16 protein-coding genes and 1 pseudogene are annotated in these 18,060 nt (G+C 37.0%); 1 reads left to right on the top strand and 16 read right to left on the bottom strand.

Annotated elements, in window-relative coordinates:
* Positions 1-3: 3 nt before the first annotated feature.
* The 10 genes from dprA to CJ191_RS06220 all read right to left on the bottom strand — a co-directional run bounded on the left by dprA (position 4) and on the right by CJ191_RS06220 (position 9,378).
* Positions 4-924 (bottom strand): DNA-processing protein DprA, encoded by a 921-nt coding sequence (dprA, locus tag CJ191_RS06265; protein ID WP_102199304.1) that lies wholly within the window; start codon positions 922-924, stop codon positions 4-6.
* Between the two features lie 55 nt (positions 925-979).
* Positions 980-1,789, bottom strand: a complete 810-nt coding sequence (locus tag CJ191_RS06260) for a ribonuclease HII (protein WP_102199303.1) — start codon at positions 1,787-1,789, stop codon at positions 980-982.
* Positions 1,790-2,665, bottom strand: coding sequence for a ribosome biogenesis GTPase YlqF (gene ylqF, locus CJ191_RS06255; RefSeq protein WP_102199302.1), 876 nt, complete (start codon positions 2,663-2,665; stop codon positions 1,790-1,792).
* 62 nt (positions 2,666-2,727) lie between these two features.
* Positions 2,728-3,288, bottom strand: coding sequence for a signal peptidase I (gene lepB / locus CJ191_RS06250; RefSeq protein WP_102199301.1), 561 nt, complete (start codon positions 3,286-3,288; stop codon positions 2,728-2,730).
* A gap of 92 nt (positions 3,289-3,380) precedes the next feature.
* A complete protein-coding gene (locus tag CJ191_RS06245) occupies positions 3,381-4,952 on the bottom strand; it encodes a S41 family peptidase (RefSeq protein ID WP_083272739.1) in 1,572 nt (523 codons plus the stop codon).
* Positions 4,953-5,010: 58 nt separating this feature from the next.
* Positions 5,011-5,244 (bottom strand): YozE family protein, encoded by a 234-nt coding sequence (locus CJ191_RS06240; RefSeq protein WP_083272740.1) that lies wholly within the window; start codon positions 5,242-5,244, stop codon positions 5,011-5,013.
* A gap of 26 nt (positions 5,245-5,270) precedes the next feature.
* On the bottom strand, positions 5,271-5,921 hold the full coding sequence (locus tag CJ191_RS06235) for a DUF2140 family protein (protein ID WP_102199309.1): 651 nt from the start codon (positions 5,919-5,921) through the stop codon (positions 5,271-5,273).
* Between the two features lie 8 nt (positions 5,922-5,929).
* Positions 5,930-6,433, bottom strand: coding sequence for a dihydrofolate reductase (locus tag CJ191_RS06230; RefSeq protein ID WP_070467720.1), 504 nt, complete (start codon positions 6,431-6,433; stop codon positions 5,930-5,932).
* Positions 6,434-6,488: 55 nt separating this feature from the next.
* Complete coding sequence (locus tag CJ191_RS06225) at positions 6,489-7,439, bottom strand: thymidylate synthase (RefSeq protein WP_083272741.1); 951 nt, start codon at positions 7,437-7,439, stop codon at positions 6,489-6,491.
* Positions 7,440-7,470: 31 nt separating this feature from the next.
* The gene (locus tag CJ191_RS06220; RefSeq protein ID WP_070467722.1) at positions 7,471-9,378 is read right to left on the bottom strand and encodes an ABC-F family ATP-binding cassette domain-containing protein; all 1,908 of its coding nucleotides are present in this window, start codon (positions 9,376-9,378) and stop codon (positions 7,471-7,473) included.
* A 171-nt stretch (positions 9,379-9,549) separates the two neighbouring features.
* On the opposite strand from CJ191_RS06220, the gene CJ191_RS06215 reads away from it, so the two are divergent.
* The gene (locus tag CJ191_RS06215; RefSeq protein WP_070467723.1) at positions 9,550-9,909 is read left to right on the top strand and encodes a hypothetical protein; all 360 of its coding nucleotides are present in this window, start codon (positions 9,550-9,552) and stop codon (positions 9,907-9,909) included.
* A gap of 48 nt (positions 9,910-9,957) precedes the next feature.
* On the opposite strand, the gene ftsH is transcribed toward CJ191_RS06215, so the two are convergent.
* The 6 genes and pseudogenes from ftsH to lepA form a co-directional block, all read right to left on the bottom strand.
* Positions 9,958-11,844 (bottom strand): ATP-dependent zinc metalloprotease FtsH, encoded by a 1,887-nt coding sequence (gene ftsH, locus CJ191_RS06210; protein WP_083272742.1) that lies wholly within the window; start codon positions 11,842-11,844, stop codon positions 9,958-9,960.
* A gap of 194 nt (positions 11,845-12,038) precedes the next feature.
* Positions 12,039-12,560 (bottom strand): dCTP deaminase, encoded by a 522-nt coding sequence (gene dcd, locus CJ191_RS06205; RefSeq protein ID WP_070467724.1) that lies wholly within the window; start codon positions 12,558-12,560, stop codon positions 12,039-12,041.
* A gap of 209 nt (positions 12,561-12,769) precedes the next feature.
* Complete coding sequence (locus CJ191_RS06200; protein ID WP_102199300.1) at positions 12,770-13,909, bottom strand: ArgE/DapE family deacylase; 1,140 nt, start codon at positions 13,907-13,909, stop codon at positions 12,770-12,772.
* A 122-nt stretch (positions 13,910-14,031) separates the two neighbouring features.
* Positions 14,032-15,066: an alcohol dehydrogenase catalytic domain-containing protein gene (locus CJ191_RS06195; protein ID WP_102199299.1), complete on the bottom strand. Its 1,035-nt coding sequence runs from the start codon at positions 15,064-15,066 to the stop codon at positions 14,032-14,034.
* 27 nt (positions 15,067-15,093) lie between these two features.
* A pseudogene (locus tag CJ191_RS06190) lies at positions 15,094-15,903 on the bottom strand (SDR family oxidoreductase).
* 327 nt (positions 15,904-16,230) lie between these two features.
* The gene (gene lepA, locus CJ191_RS06185) at positions 16,231-18,054 is read right to left on the bottom strand and encodes a translation elongation factor 4 (RefSeq protein WP_070468774.1); all 1,824 of its coding nucleotides are present in this window, start codon (positions 18,052-18,054) and stop codon (positions 16,231-16,233) included.
* Positions 18,055-18,060 lie beyond the last annotated feature (6 nt).

The following is an 18,060-nucleotide window of genomic DNA, read 5'->3' as shown; positions in this document are numbered from 1 at the left end:
TTTTTATATACTATTAGATAAGTCATGAAGAATTTCTGAAGCCTGTAATGCTGGGGTTGCACCGTCATAAATTAATTGGTTACACCCTGACGATAAGGAATGATTGATAGCACCTGGAACAGCAAAAACTTGGCGATTTTCTTGTAAAGCATAATTTGCAGTGATGAGAGAGCCTGATTTTTCCGCTGCTTCAACAACAATAGTAGCCTGACTTAGACCTGCAATCACTAAATTACGATAAGGAAAATGCCAACGTTGAATTTTAGCATGATTGGGTAAAGGAGAAACTAATAAATGATGCCGTCCTATGTACTGTTGGATGTTATGGTGTTCACTAGGATAAACGGTTAGTAATCCAGTACCGATTACTGCGATTGTTTCTCCATTTTTCATAGCGACTTGGTGGCTATAGACATCTACACCTTTAGCTAGCCCAGATACAATTACTCTTGTTTCGCTTAATTCTGGTATTAGTTGTTCAATTGCTATTTTTCCATAAGTAGACATATTTCTTGATCCAACAACTGAAATGCTAGATTTTTGAAAAATGGGCAAGTTTCCTTGACAAAATAAAACCAAATTCGGTTGATAAGTTTGAAGTAATGGTTTTGGATATGAGTGTGGGTTAAGTATGGTGACCGGATGAATATTATAGCGACGATATAAGTCCCTAAAATAAGCAAGTGAATACTTTTGCTTAAACCGTTGCCAAGCTTGTATCTTTTTTTGATCTACATACTCATAAATATGTCTTTCTAACTGCTCAATTGTTGTTACTTGTGCATGGATAATAGTAGCCAATTCTTTATAAGAAAATATACCAGATTCAAAGGCATAGACTAACATTGATTCAATCATTGCTAAAATATCTTCTTCATTCTTAAGCATCAGATCAATATAAGGATTTTCAATTTCAAATAACAAAAAACCACCCCTTTATATGTATATACGTAGAGGTGGCGAAATTAATCCAAGTAAATTATAGGTAATTTTTAACAGGGGCAAATGTTTTTCGGTGAATGGGGCTTGGTCCATATTTCTCTAAACCCTCAAGATGTTGTTTTGTGCCGTATCCAGCATTGGCTTCAAACCCATAACCCGGATAGAGATCTGCATATTTTGCCATCAGCTTATCACGGTATTCTTTAGCATAAATGGATGCGGCAGCAATAGTGTATACTGTTGCATCGCCTTTTACAATCGCTTCTTGTGGCGCCTGATGGTAATCATTTAAGTATACCGCATCAATTAAAACATAGTCTGGAGATGGTGATAACTGATCTAGTGCAGATAACATCGCTTGCTTTGTTGCCATTAAAATATTAGTTTGATCAATTTCCTCAGCTGATTGAATGCCAATTGTTTTTGCTATAGCATATTTTTCAATATCCGCTATTAAGGATTGACGTTTTGCGTGCGACAATTGTTTAGAGTCATTGAAATAAACTGCCGGCATGTCAGCAGGCAAAATAACAGCACTTGCGACAACAGGACCAGCTAAAGGTCCCCTTCCTACTTCATCCACCCCAGCGATGAATTGGTAGCCTTGTTGACGGAGTTCATTTTCTCTAACTTTAAGTTTTTCAATTTGATCGAGAATTGCTTCCTGTTTTTGAAGGGCTTTATCATACCTTAATAAGGCATTTTGCACGCCTTTACGACTATCATTTCTTAGTGCTTTAACATAGTTAGGGTCAACATCACTAGAGGTTAAATAAGCTTGAATTTCACTAATTTTTAAATTGGCTAAATCAGCTAGTTCAAATAGCATCTTTTCATCATTCTTCATTTAATCCCTAACCTCTTCGTTTCTTAGGATGTTGCCTTCTTCAATTCGATCTAAAGTCATGCGCCCTAATTTACCTTCTCTAAAGTCGCGAATAATTTTGTCAGCTGCTCTATCATAATCTTCTAACATGCCCATACTTTTAGTTAGATCCATCAAAAGTTCAGGATACGGTGGGTGCACATCTTCATATTTAATTGGATAATGGCTACTGATGGCATCCGGATAATAGTGTAAGAAGAATTCTAAGGCAAATAGTGCCACATCATCTTTGTAAAAGTGGGTATCCTTGATCCCACCAGTGAGTGCTAGTTTGTTTGCGACTTCTTGATCCTCAAATTTTGGCCATAGAATACCAGGTGTATCTAATAGCTCAAAATCTTTATCTATTTTTATCCATTGTTGTCCCTTGGTTACTCCAGGTTTATTCCCTACTTGAGCCTTTTTTTGCTTCGTAAACTGGTTGATAAAGGTTGATTTACCAACATTTGGAATCCCAACCACCATTACGCGGATAGACTTATGTAAAATACCTTTATTACGCCATTTTTGTTGAATATCTTGGGTGAACTCTTTTAAAGATTGACGGAATAATTTCATATCACTCATTTTTTTTGCATCAATCGCAATAGCCATTTTATTTTCGCCACTTAAAGCTTTAACCCAATCTTTCGTTTGCAATGGGTCTGCCAAATCTTTTTTGTTTAAAACAATCATATGCCGTTTACTTTTAATAATTTCGTCTAGCATTGGGTTCATACTAGCAGTCGGTATACGTGCATCCCTAATTTCCAATACAATATCAACTGCACTTAGTTGACTCTGAACCTCTTTTTTTGCCTTAGCCATATGGCCAGGATACCATTGAATATGTGCCATAGTTAAGCTCCTTTCATGTAAAAAAGTTGGCAAATAACGCCAACTTTTTATTATTTTATCTCTTATTGAACACTACCAAAGTCAGCTAATGGCCAATATCTAAAATGCGTGGTTCCCTCTACGCTATCAGCATCAATGAAACCAAAGTAACGTGAGTCATGAGATACTTCTCGGTTGTCACCTAAAACGAAGTATTTACCCTCTGGAACAGTTGTTTCGCCAGTTATTTCTTCAAGGGTGAAGTCATTAGTGAAAGTTGTATCTTCAGGGAATCGTTCAAAATAATCTTCTTTAATAGCGTCTAAATAAGGTTCATCAATTGCTTCATCATTAATGTATAACACATCATCTTTATAGGTTACTGTGTCACCAGGAACCCCAATAATCCGTTTAACATATTCATCTCCAGAGCCATCTGGTGCCGGAAAGACAACGATATCAGATTGGTCAATCTCATCGGTTAAACTAAGAACAAACCGGTCCCCATCGATCATTGTATTTGCCATAGAATCACCATCAACTCTAAATGGATAAAATAAATATGTTCTGACTACCCAGAAAATAACCAGTGCAATAACGACAGAAATTACAATCGAAAATACTTCATCAAAAAACTTTTTCATAAGGTCAATCCTTTACTCTAGGCCTATTTGCCTGTTCTTTTACCACATATACTACCATTTTGTAGTACCTTATTATTTTAGCGCTTCTAGACCTATTTTTCCAGAACTTCTACTGCTTTGCCTAATTGGGTATCATTACTTTGAATTAATGCTTGGATTGCTGAAATCATTGCGCTTGCGGTTTCTTTATCAATCACACCAGTTTCTGATAAGCCTTGATCAGCTTGGAAGGCAACAACAGCATTGCTTGTATCTTCAGAAAAAACACCATCTGCTTCATGCTCTTGATAGCCCAAGGCAACTAAAATAGCTTCAATATTTTTGATAGCTTCCGATGAATCGCCTTCTTGATAGGTTTGACTGGTATCAATTAGTGTTAATGACGCATAGTCAGGTAAGCTAGCTTCGATATCGGGTGTAATACCTGTTTCATTGATCCAATTCCCCTTAGGCGTTAGCCATTTAGCAATTGTGATTTTTAATTCTGAATCTGACTCCAGAGAAAAGACATTTTGCACAGTTCCTTTTCCGAAAGTTTGGCTACCAATAACAGGTATCCCTGCTGATTCTTGTAAAGCTGCAGCCAGTATTTCTGAAGCAGAAGCTGAACCTTCGTTCGCTAATACAACAACATCTTCATCCACTTGAAAATCACCATAATCAGCATCCGAGGCCTTGTATACATAAGGATCAGCATCTTTTTCTTGCACTTGCATGATGATATCCCCGTCATCTAGGAACATATTCGCAATCTGTAAAGCTGAAGTCAATAACCCGCCCGGATTACCGCGCACATCTAAAACAAATTGCTCTGCACCCTGATCACGTAAGTCCTCAATTGCCGCTACCAATTCATCATAAGTTGGTGTTGAAAAGCTAGTAATTTGAATATATCCAGTATGTTCGTGTCCTTCTACCATTTCATAATAAACCGTTTGAATTGGGACAGTATCTCTAGTTACTGTGACGTCAAAAGTATCTTCCCCGCGTTGGATAGTCAAGACTACGTCAGAGCCTGACTCACCACGGATTAAGGCAACAGCTTCAGTTGCTGTATAACCTTGAATAGATTCCCCGTCTACAGCAGTAATGATGTCATTAGCCATCAAACCAGCTTCTTCCGCAGGTGATCCTTTAATAGGGCTAACGATTTGAATATAGCCATCTTTTTCCATAATTTCAGCCCCGATACCTTCAAAGGCCCCTTCAATCGTTTCATCTAATTGTTGGGCTGATTGATCGGTTAAATATTGTGAGTAAGGGTCTTGTAAAACATCAGTCATCCCTGATATGGCGCCATCAACTACAGCATCACGGTCAACATCTTCTACATAATCACCTACGATAGTTGAAAATGCAGATTGAATCTTCTGAATCTCACTAGTAGTTAAATTTGCAGCAGTAGACCCCGTAATATAGCTTTGACCAGGTATATAACCAGTCAATACATACGAAGTTGTTAAATAAGTACCGACGCCCACAAGAAAAATACTAAGCATATAAACAAACCAGGACACACCACGTCGTTTTATAGACTTATCCTTTTTTAATTGTTGTTGAGAGTGAGTATCTTTGTTCTGATCTGTCATTTGTTGATCTGATTCTGTTTCATTCATTTCATTTTTATTGCTTTCTTTTTCAGTTAAATCTTCATTTTCTGACATATAGTTCACTACTTTCTGATAAACATGTTGGTTTTAAATATTTATCCAATATTTCATCCTACATAAAATACTTGTCTGCATAGGACTGCCAAACTTCATCAAATGTCGATACGTAATCAGAATAGCGTTGATTTAATTCAATATAATTGCTAATCGTTTCAAAATCACTAGCTGATTTTGGGAAGTCGCCATCTAAAAAGACCAGCTCAGCAAACTGTGCCTGCTGGTCTCTATCTAATAAATCGGCATTTCTAAATATTTGAACATAATGATAAAAGGACTGCGTAATCATCACTCTTTCTAAATGGTTGTTGAAAACTATTGATCGCTATTTGCTTCTGCCTCGATTTGAGACGTTATATATGATAAAGGTACATCTAAGAAGATATTGATTCGACCGTTTGCCAAGTCAATATCACTGGCACGAATAGTAAAATCCATCTCATTAGATACTTGATCTAAGCGTATAATGATCTGTGATTCTCTGGCTAAAACTTGTAATGGTAAGTCAGTCGGTAACGTTAATTGAAAAAGAGCTAATGCCGTTGAAGTCGGCAACTGTAAACCAGCTAAAACAATATTTGTTACATCGATTGCGATATTACCGTCTTCCATCACTGATGGTTGCCCTTCCATAGTATAGACAACTTCAGTGCCTAATGCATCTAACGTCCCAGAAAAAGAAACCTGATCGCCTACAGTGAGTTGGTAAGGTACATTATCCCCACCAATTACAGCGGTTACTAGTTGATTAAATGACATGGTTGAAAGATCCGCTTCAGCCGTGATTACATCATCAGCTACATTAGTCGTTGTATTTGAAGATGGTGTAGCTGTTTCTTCTCGAGTACTCGTTTGAATAAACAAATAAAAGCCTATGATTACACTAGTAATTGCTAAAAGTAAAAGCCAAAAGGCCCATTTCCAAGGATTTAATCGTTTATTGTTTGACGTTTTGGATTGATTCACCAAATAACCTACTCTCCTATTCGTTTACGATAAAAAACAAATTTGTGAGGGTACGCATTTTTTTCATTTACCACACCTTCAATCACTTCATAAGCTTCAAAGTCATCTAGATTTGGATTAAAATGTACATCGCCCTCAAATTCATGGTTGATCGTTGTAACACGCAATTCAGAGATATATGGCCAGAATAATTTGTAAATTGATTGGCCACCCATAATAATCACATCTTCTTTTTCAGCTAACAACAAAATTTTTTCAATGGAATCTGTTAACTCAACATCTGACTGATTATAATTAGAATCGAATGGTGTCTTTTGACGGGTAATTATCATGTTATGACGATTTGGTAATGGCTTATAATCCATTCCTGCGTATGTTTTACGGCCCATTACAACAGTTTTCCCAACTGTTTGCTCTTTAAAAAATTTCAAATCATTTGGTAGGTGCCAAGGTAACTTACCATTTTTTCCAATTACATGATTGATATCTTGTGCCCAGATGGCAATTAACATCGTCATTCCTCCTTATCTATTCGTACCAGAAATAACTTTTAGTTGTTATCTATTATTATACCGCTACTGGCGCTTTAATTGCATTATGAGGATTATAGCCTTTTACCTCAATATCATCTTTTTCTAATTCGAAAATTGATTTCCCTTCCCCGTTAATTTCTAATGTTGGCAGCATGCGTGGTTCTCGACTTAATTGTTCATGCACTTGATCAAAATGATTATTGTAAATATGCGCATCACCAAATGTATGTACATAGTCACCAACCTCTAAGCCAGTTTCTCGAGCTAGTAAATGCGTTAATAAAGCATACGAAGCGATATTAAATGGTACGCCCAGGAATGCATCCCCAGATCGCTGGTAAAGTTGACAAGACAATTTCCCATCTTGAACATAAAACTGACTCATTGTATGGCAAGGTGGCAATGCCATATTAGGCACGTCTTCAGGATTCCAAGCAGATAACATAATCCGTCGAGAATTGGGGTTATTTTTCAATTGATCAATAATATTCGCAATTTGATCAATTGAGCCGCCTTCACGTGTCTCCCAGTTGCGCCATTGTTTACCGTATACATTTCCTAATTCACCGAACGCTTTAGCAAAATCATCATCTGATAAAATACGATCACAAAATTCGTTTTTTACTGCTTGATAAACTTGTCGAAATTCAGGATCTGATTCTGCTCGTAAACCAAAATCTGTCATATCTGGACCTTGATAAGCATCTGATTCAACCCAACGTTTAAAAGCCCATTCATCCCAAATGTGGTTGTTATTTTCCAATAAATAACGGATATTCGTATCTCCTTTTAAAAACCACAGCAACTCGCTCTTAATTAAGCCAAAAGGTACTTTTTTGGTCGTTAATAGAGGAAAACCTTCACTTAAATCAAATCGCATTTGATAACCAAATACTGATCTAGTACCCACGCCAGTACGGTCACTTTTATCTTGACCGTTATCTAAAATATGTTGTAGAAAATCTAAGTATTGCTTTGCCAAAATTTCTTCCTCCTATTTGTCGATTTTCATTTAATTAACTTTCTAAACCTGATAGATACTCCCAGTAAGTCATTTTTTCAAGCAAATCATTCTCTTTGCTCTCTTTATCTAATTGCAATTCGCTCAATTTGCTGTAGTCATTACCGTTTTCATTCATAGCTATGTCTATTGCTTCAATTTCATCTTCTAATTGCTCTATTTCACTTTCTATTACTGCCCAATCTTTCTTTTCTTGATAAGACATTCGCTTAGGCTTAGCTGTAGCTTCTGATTTCGATTCAGCTGATTGACTATTTGATTGAATAGATGAACTACTGTTTATTACTTGGTTAGCTTGTGCTGCCTTCATTGCATCTTTATAATCATGGTAGTTACCATAGAATAATTGTACTGTATTGTCTACACTATCGACAATAATTAGCTTTTCAACCACCTTATCTAAGAAATAGCGGTCATGGGAAACTGTAATAACTGTTCCTTGGAAAGTTTCTAGATAGTTTTCTAATACAGATAAAGTATCAATGTCTAGGTCGTTGGTTGGCTCATCTAGTAGTAATACGTTCGGTCTCGTCATTAAAATTCTTAACAGATAAAGTCGTTTCCTTTCACCACCTGATAAAGTCCCAATTAACATACCATGCGATTCGCGTGGGAATAAAAATTGTTCTAACATTTGAGCAGCAGAGGCTTGTGTTCCATCATCATATACGTATTCAGAAGCGATTTCTTGTACATAATTGATCACTCTTTTATCTTCAGGTAAATCCGTAGGTATTTGTTGGAAATAGGCAATACGAACTGTTTCGCCAGTTTTTACTTCACCTGATAATGGTGGTTGAATACCGGCAATCGTATTCAAGAAAGTTGTTTTTCCTGCACCATTATCCCCAATAATACCAATTCGTTCTTTATTCTGTAATAATAAATTGATGTTCTCAATTAATGGCTTATTTGGATATCCCACCGTCAAATGATCAAATTCCAATACTTTATTCCCCAAGCGCTGTGTATCTAAATCTACTGTTAATTCACTATCATCTGTTCTTTGACTGACTTTTTCTTTTAAGTTCTCAAAACGATGAATACGTGCTTGTTGTTTAGTCGTTCTTGCTTTGGCCCCTTTACGCATCCATGCTAATTCACTCTTATATAATTTCTTTTGTTTGGCCATAGTAGCCACTTCAATTTCATGTTCAGACTGTAATTTTTCCAAGTAAGTCTGATAATTCCCTTCATATTGCTTCAAGTCTCCGCGGTCTAAAGCAAAAATATGAGTGGTAATTTGATCTAGGAAATATCTATCGTGTGTTACAACCAAAACAGATTTCTTATAATTAGCAATATAGTTTTCTAGCCATTCAACCATTTCGAAATCTAAATGGTTAGTAGGTTCATCCATTAGTAGTAAATCTGGTTCTTCAATTAAAACTTTTGCCAATCCAACACGTTTACGTTGTCCCCCAGATAATACTTTCACTTTTTGTGTTAAATCATGAATCCCCAACTTAGATAGAATCGTTTGGATAGTTGTATCTAAAGTCCAAGCGTTTTGTGCGTTCATTTCTTGTTCAATTGCTTGAAATTTCTTTTGAAGCTGGCTATTCTCTGGGTTCAATTGTAAATCTAAGGTAATCTCTTCGTATTGACCTACTAATTGGACAATTGGGCTTTCTGAATGGTATACCGCCTCAAAAATTGTCTGGTTTTCGTCTAGCTCTGGATCTTGGGTCACAATCCCTACAGTAAAATCTTTTGGATGCTCAATCTCACCTTTATCTAAACTAGATTTTCCTGCAATGATATTTAATAAAGTTGTCTTGCCCGATCCATTGGCACCTACTAAACCAACGTGTTGCCCCTCTCGAATTAAGAAAGAAACATCATTTAATAATTGTTTCATACCATATGTTTTCGACCAATTTAATGCTTTGTAATCTTTCATTTATAACCCTGTCCTCTCCGTTCATTCTGTACTATTCTACCATATACCAGGTGTAATCAGTATGCTTTAACGATTCTTATCTAAATGACTAAACAATCAATAGAATCATTTTCAATAAATGTGATCATTCGCTATAATAAAATAAAAAGTGTCCATTGGAGGTGACCATTCATGAATAATAAACGACGGGTCTATGTATATAATGGTTCTTCAGGCCTAGGCTGTTTTGCTTTATTCGCAGTTATAATGTTATTAATCATGCTTTTCATATTCTTTACGCAATTATTTATTCAAATATTCCCTACCCTATTACTCATTTTCTCAATCCTACTGCTCATACGCAGTACCTATCACTTATGGCAATGGAGAGAAAAGGATAAGCATGCTCAAGCTGGCGGATTTATCGAGATTGACGGTGTTATTGAACCCATTGAAGCACCAAATAATCAAACAAGGGACTATCATAAACAAAGGATTTTTACCTCAATTATTGGTATCATTCTAGCCCTATTACTAATGCAGTATTTATAAAAAATTGCAATCAAAAACGTTCGTGAAAATTCACGAACGTTTTTGATTCTATTTATTTAAAATTTGCATAAATTGTTGCCCGGTAATTGTTTCTTCCTGAATAAGGTATTCAGCTAATTCATCTAATTTTTCTCGGTTATTCATCAAGATTTCGCCAGCTTCTTGATGAGCACGTTTAATGAGTTCAATCACCTCTTGGTCCGCTTTTTCAGCAGTACCTCCTGATACTTGACTCTGTGTATTATCAGATAAGTATCGATTTGTACGACTTTCTAATTGCATCATACCAAAAGTATCGGACATACCATATTGCGTTACCATAGATCGTGCAATATTAGTCATTTTTTCAATATCATTAGAGGCCCCAGTAGTCACTTCTCCAAAGACCACTTCTTCGGCTGCACGTCCACCAGCAAGAGTCATTAATTGATTATATAGTTCTTGCTTAGTATAAAGTGATTTCTCGCCTTGTTCTACTTGCATTGTATATCCAAGAGCCCCAGATGTACGAGGAATAATCGTAATCTTCTCTACTGGTGCTGAACCTGATTGTTGAGCTGCAACAAGCGCATGCCCAATTTCGTGATAAGATACTACACGACGTTCTTCTGGAGAAAGGATATCATTCTTCTTAATTTGCCCTGCTAATACAACATCAACAGATTCGTCTAAGTCGATTTGACTAATTTCATTATGATTATTTCTAACAGCACGTAAACCAGCTTCATTGATAATATTGGCCAAGTCTGCACCGGATGCGCCAGCAGTTGCGCGGGCAATGTAACGATAATCGATATTTGAACCCATCTTATATTCTTTAGCATGAACACGAAGAATTTCTTCTCGTCCTTTTAAATCAGGCAATTCCATAGAAACTTGACGGTCAAAACGGCCAGGTCTTAAGAGCGCTTTATCCAGCGACTCAGGACGGTTGGTGGCTGCCAGGATGATCACACCCTGATCACCTTCAAACCCATCCATTTCAGTTAGTAATTGGTTTAAAGTTTGTTCACGTTCGTCGTTAGTTGAATATGAATTATCACGAGATTTACCAATCGTATCAATTTCATCAATAAAGACGATACATGGCGCTTTCTCATTAGCTTGTTTAAAGAGATCACGCACTTTTGCGGCCCCTCGACCTACAAACATTTCAACGAATTCAGATCCTGCGATAGAGAAGAATGGCACACCAGCCTCACCTGCTACAGCCTGAGCCATCAAAGTTTTACCTGTACCGGGAGGACCTACTAATAGAACTCCACGTGGCGCTTGGGCACCAATTGCTTGGTATTTTTTTGGTTCTTTTAGATAGTCAACAACCTCAACTAAGGATTCTTTAGCCTCATCTTGGCCAGCTACATCTTTAAAATTTCGTGAGTTATCAGATTTAACATAAATCTTTGCATTTGATTTACCAAAATTCATACCTCCAAAACCGCCTCCACCTGAAAGGTCAATCTTGGAATCACTAGCTCCAGTCATTTTCTGTATTACTTTACGCATTAACCAGTAGATAATTGCAAAAGGTAAAATAAATGTAAGTAAGAAAGAGAAAATAGGAGAAGTTGGTTGGTAAATTTCCGTTTGGTATGTAACATTATTAGCTTCTAATCGGCTGACTAATTCTGGATCGTCTACTTTACCAGTCGTGTATACTTGACTGCCACCATCAGTTTCAGCTGTCCAGGTTAAATCGTATTGATTGATTTCTACACTTTGAACTTGACCCGCATCTACTTGGCTAACAAATGAAGAGTATGGCACCTCTTCTACCCGCATAGCGGTAATAGCCGGGAAAAGAAGATTTAAACCAAGGATGATTAAAACAATCCACCAAAAGCCATTCATGAAATTGAAATTGCTACCACTAGGTGAATTTCCAAAATTCAATCCTTTCTTCCGATTCTTTTTCTGTTTTTTGTTTCTGCTCATATATGCACTCCTACTTATTATTGTTCTAAATATATTAATTATTAGCTAGATTACATTCATCACTAACTAAACTTTTTAACTACAAATATATTATAACTTATTCAAAGTCAAATTTGGTCAAAGTGAACTCACTTTCACAAAAAAGCCATATTACTGGCTTTTCTTCACAAAATATTCATATTTTAAAACAGATTCTAGTAAATGAAATCTTGATACAAACGTGACCCTTGAATTCCTTGGTTATTGGCATACTTCCCAGATGAATATAGATCGTATTCACCGTTAATTGTATGGTAGTAAATCTGGCAGATTTCAACATTCGGATAGATGCGAATTGGTTGTAAACAATGCATTTCTAAAGTCCAATAACCTGAAAAGCCAATATCACCGAATCCCGCAGTTACATGGATATATAAACCTAAACGTCCAATAGATGATCGACCTTCAAGCATCGGTACATATTTGTCTGTTTCCGTATATTCGACCGTACGTCCTAAATATAGCTTACCTGGCTCCAATAGGTAGCCTTCTTCAGGAATTTGAATAGACTTAAGGGTTGGCTTTTTTTTCATATCCAATACACCCTCTTCATAATAAGCCAGTTCGTTAGATAGTCTCAAATTATAGGAATTTGGATTAACCTGACTTTCATTAAATGGGCTGATCTTAATACCATTCCCCTGCTCTTCAGCAATTTTTTTGCCTGATAAAATCATACACTCACCCTTTGTTCACTATTTTATCTTATTATACCGTTTATTCTTTAAAAAGAAAGATACTGTATGATAAAGCTTTTTAAAATGCTTAGTGAAGGATTATTATTTGTTCAAATACCTTATGTTAAGATAAAATGGATTTGGGCACTGAAACAAGGTTATATGAAAATAAAAGCTAGAACAAGAGATGCTCTAGCTTTTAATTTAGCCTATTTTAAGTATTCTTTAATCGCTTCTTTGAATATATCGATTTTACTTAAATAATCTTCAATAGAAACATACTCATTAAGTTGATGTGGTAGATTTTCTTCACCTGGACCATAAATCACTAAGTCAAAATCTTTATCCATACTTGCAAAGGCTTCAGCATCAGTTACAGGCGAAATACCCCCAGGTTTCACATCGTCAGCTGTTAATTTATCAAAAATTTGTACCAGACTTGAATCTTTTGCCTTTTCCACGGCATTATCATCTACATCATAAGTAATTGATAGATTGTAATCCTCTTTTTGATTTAATTCATCTAGAATATTATCAATCACTTTCTTCACTTCAGCGTTTGGAAATTCTGGTATAGTTCGAATATTACCTTCAATCGTAGCACGTGCAGGTATTGAATTGACTTGGTCTCCACCGTTAATAACCGTAACCGATGCAGCAACGCGACCTAATTCACTATTTTCATATTCATTTACTACTTTATCCATAGCCCCATTAAAATGCAAAACAAAGTCAGCAATATGGTTGATTGCGTTAATTCCCTCAGTAGGCATTGAAGAGTGTGCAGATTTACCCTTAGCAGTTACTGTAAAGTTCATAGACCCTTTATGGGTGTAAGCAATAATAGAACTTGAAGGTTCAGCAATGATTAAACCATCAATATCATCAGCATAGCCTTCTTTAACCAATTGTTTTGATCCTATACGGCCAATTTCCTCACCCACCGTAGCTAGAAAACGGATACGACCGTTTAAATCTATGCCTTCTTCTTTTAACTCACACATAGCAATTGCTAAAGCAGCTAGACCTGATTTCATGTCGGTAGTACCACGACCGTATAATTTATCTCCATCAATTTCTCCTGAAAATGGTGGAAAATCCCATTCAGATTCGTCACCAGCTTCAACAACATCCATATGACCGGAAACAGCAAGTAATTTTCCGCCTTGATTAGTGCCAAATTCAGCAACTAAATTATTACGGCCCTTTGCATATTCAACTTGTTTGCTTTCTATATCATATTTTGTAAATAGATCTGCAAGGTAATCTGCAACGTCTTTTTCATGTGCATTTACCGATTTAATTTTGACGATATCTTGTAAGATTTTAATTCTTTGTGCTTTTTCCAAAATAAAACCTCCTATTGTTTAACCACATTTCCAATAACATATATAGTATAATCCTAAATATTGGTAAAGACAATTTAGAGCCTTTGTAATTAATTATCCAATAGGCGTGATGCTAGCAGAAATTATTCTGAGATAACTAATAGCGATTTAATGGCCTTACGTTCGTCCATTGCTGCATAAGCGGCCTGTACGTCATCTAACTCAAATGCCATATTGAATACCTTACCTGGATTAATTCGTCCTTCTAAAACAGCATCGAGGAGGACAGAACGATCATGAGTGCTTACTGCAGCACGACCACCTCGAAGACCGATATTTTTCCAAAATAATTTATTGGTATCTAACTCATCGATATGGGGAACGCGTACTCGACCAACGACCGCACCTGGACGAGCTAATTGTACAGCAGTTTCTACAGCTAGTTGCGAACCAATACATTCTAAAACAGCGTCAGCGCCTTCGCCAGTTAATGCCATAACACGTTGAATACCCGCATCACCACGCTCAGCGACAATATCTGTTGCGCCGAATTCTATCGCTAATTCCTGACGATCTTTATGACGACTCATCATAATAATACGTTCTGCTCCTAATAACTTAGCACCGATAACACCACATAATCCAACTGCACCGTCACCAACAACTACTACTGTATCTCCTGGTTTTACTTCAGCTGTAAATGCTGCATGGTAACCTGTAGCCATTACATCCGCAAGAGTTGTGAACGATTTCAGCATATCAGCAGAATAATCTCCAGGTTGCCCAGGTATTTTAACTAAGCCCCAATCAGCCGATACGTAGCGCAGGTATTCAGCTTGAAAACCTAATGCGCCACCTGTGAAAGTAGCACAGTCACCGTCAAATCCAGCTTTACAAGCTGCACAGTGTCCGCAACCATTTGTAAAAGGTACAATAACAAAATCACCTTTTTGGACATTTTTTACTGCCGATCCAACTTCTTCTACAATACCGATGGCTTCATGTCCAGTTTGGCTTCCTTTAGTTTTATCTGAAATACCACGATACCACCATAAATCTGACCCACAAACACAAGCTCTGACTACTCGAATAATCGCATCGTGTGGCGCTTGAATTTTAGGTTTTGCCATATCTGTAACACTCATATTTCCCGGCTCATTAAAAATTGCTGCTTTCATTTATTTACGTCCTTTCTTTTCTTGAAATTATTCTCCGTAATAAAAGGTTGCCGTTGTACCACCGTCAATTAAGAAATCTGACCCTGTGATAAAAGCACCCTCGCTTCCCATCAAAATTGCTGCTAGATTTGCAACTTCGTCTGCCGTACCTGGACGGCCAACAGGACTTTTAGCAAACATGTCTTTATAAAAATCTCCACGAGGCCCATTAAATTCATCAAGTGCCAAGGGGGTGACGATGATCCCCGGTGAGATAGCATTTATACGAGCACCCTTTTTCCCCTACTTAACGGCTTCAGCCATCACGCGTTTACCATTCCCACGTTTAGCCAATTGATAGGCATGTAGCGAATCATCAATATTTGTAGGATTTAAAATATCTAAATCAAGTAACTGGTCTACCGGTGTCATCGCTAGCAGACGATCTTCTTCTGTAGTTAATGCTGGCATCCGATAACCAGATTGGCTAGAAATTGTTACCCCAGCACCTCCTACTTTGATCACTTTCCCTATCTCCTCTAGCAAAACAGCAGTCCCATATAAATCAACCTTGAGTACAGTTTCGATAGATGCTTGTCTAGGAGAGACACCTGTGGCATTTATGAATAAGCTGATTTCGCCATAACTTTGCCCTTTTTTAATAAAACTAAGGATAGAAGTTTTATCTGCAATATCAATTTCAGTGGCAACTACATCAAAGCCGGCCCCTTCTAATGTATCAGCGATTGCAATCGCTTGATCAAAGTTTTTATCTCCACTTAGAATTTTATGGTTAAATCCGATCCGTCGAGTAATTGCCATACCTAATTGTCCAGCACCAACTAATAAGTAATACATCCTTCATTAAAAGCCTCCATTGATCAAGTGTTTTTTTGTGCCATGAGATGTGATAAGTTGGTATGACACATCTCATTTCAGATATTAATATACACCTTAGAGTGCACTTTAAGGCAATTATAAAAGTATGTATTAAAAAAAGAAGGTGAGACAAAAGTCGTTTAGAATTGACGTACTGGACCAAAAGACGAACAATAATGAAATATTATTGGAGACTTTTGGGAAGTATCGGATAATTCTGACTTTTGGAACCCGATTATAAACGTTCTTATATAGCAAAGAGAGGCTGAGACATTTTTGTCCCAGCCTCTTGGTTTAGTTTATCTTTTATTCTTCGCCCATATCTAAGATGGCTAAGAAAGCTTCTTGTGGTACTTCAACAGAACCAATAGCTTTCATACGTTTCTTACCTTCTTTTTGTTTCTTCAATAATTTTTGACGACGTGTGACGTCCCCACCGTATAACTTGGCAGTAACATCTTTTCGAAGGGCTTTAATATTCGTACGTGCAATAATTTTATGGCCAATTGCTGCTTGGATTGGCACCTCAAATTGTTGCCTAGGAATAACTTCCTTCAATTTGTTTACTAAAACGCGACCACGACTTTCAGCGAAGTCTCTATGAACGATGACAGATAATGCGTCTACAACATCACCATTCAATAAGACGTCTAATTTCACTAAGTTCGCTTTTTGGTAACCACCAATTTCATAATCTAACGAAGCATAACCTTTTGTATTAGATTTCAGTTGGTCAAAGAAGTCGAAAACAATCTCTGATAATGGTAACTCATACTTCACATCAACACGAATATCATCTAAGTAATCCATCGTGATGAAGTTTCCACGTTTCCGTTGTGCTAGTTCCATCACTGCCCCCACATACTCTTGTGGTACCATGATATTCGCCTTAACAATTGGTTCATCAATAGACTCAATATATGTTGGATCCGGCATTTCAGATGGGTTAGCAACTTCTACCGTAGTACCATCCGTTTGATGTACATGGTAAATTACAGAAGGTGTCGTTGCAATCAAGTCAATGTTAAACTCTCGCTCAATACGCTCTTGAATAACATCCATATGTAACATACCAAGGAAACCACAACGGTAACCAAAGCCTAATGCTTGAGAAGATTCTGGTTCAAATTCAAGAGATGCATCGTTTAATTGTAGTTTTTCTAAAGCTTCACGTAAATCAACATAATCAGCCGAATCTACTGGATATAAACCACAATACACCATCGGGTTTAATTGTTTATACTCTGCCAAAGGTTCAGTTGCAGGATTATTAGCCAAAGTAACAGTATCTCCCACACGTGTATCTTGAATTGACTTAATACTTGCAGTGATATAACCAACATCACCAGCCATCAAGTAATCGCGAGGAATGGGTTTGGGTGACATAATCCCTACTTCTGTGACATCAAAAGTCTTGCCATTTGACATAATTTGAATTCGGTCACCGTTACGAATGACACCATTTTCAACTCGGACACTTAATACAACGCCTCGATAAGGATCGTAAACCGAATCAAAAATTAATGCTTGGACAGGCGCTTCTATTTCTCCACTCGGTGCAGGTACTTTTTCAACGATTTGCTCTAATAGTTCCTCAATACCAATATTAGCTTTAGCAGATGCTAACACAGCTTCAGAAGCATCTAAACCTATTACATCTTCAATTTCTTGTTTTACATTTTCTGGATCAGCAGCGGGCAAATCAATTTTATTGATGACTGGTACAATTTCCAAATCGTTTTCAACAGCTAAATACACATTAGCCAGCGTTTGTGCTTCTATACCTTGCGCCGCATCCACCACTAATACAGCTCCCTCACAGGCTGCCAAAGAACGTGAGACCTCATATGAAAAGTCTACGTGCCCAGGTGTATCAATTAAATGGAAAATATAGGTTTCCCCATCGTTCGCTTTATATTCTAATTCGATTGCATTCAACTTAATCGTGATACCACGTTCTTGTTCAAGATCCATAGAATCTAATAATTGGTCATGCATCTCACGTTCCGAAACCGTTCCTGTATTTTGTAGGATGCGGTCTGCTAGCGTAGATTTACCATGATCAATGTGCGCGATGATGGAAAAGTTTCTGATTTTTTCTTGTCTTGCTTTCATTTCTTGGATATCCATTTTCCA

Source organism: Aerococcus viridans (assembly GCF_002871935.1).
GTDB lineage: Bacteria > Bacillota > Bacilli > Lactobacillales > Aerococcaceae > Aerococcus > Aerococcus viridans_B.
This window is presented reverse-complemented; position numbering and strand designations above follow the sequence as displayed.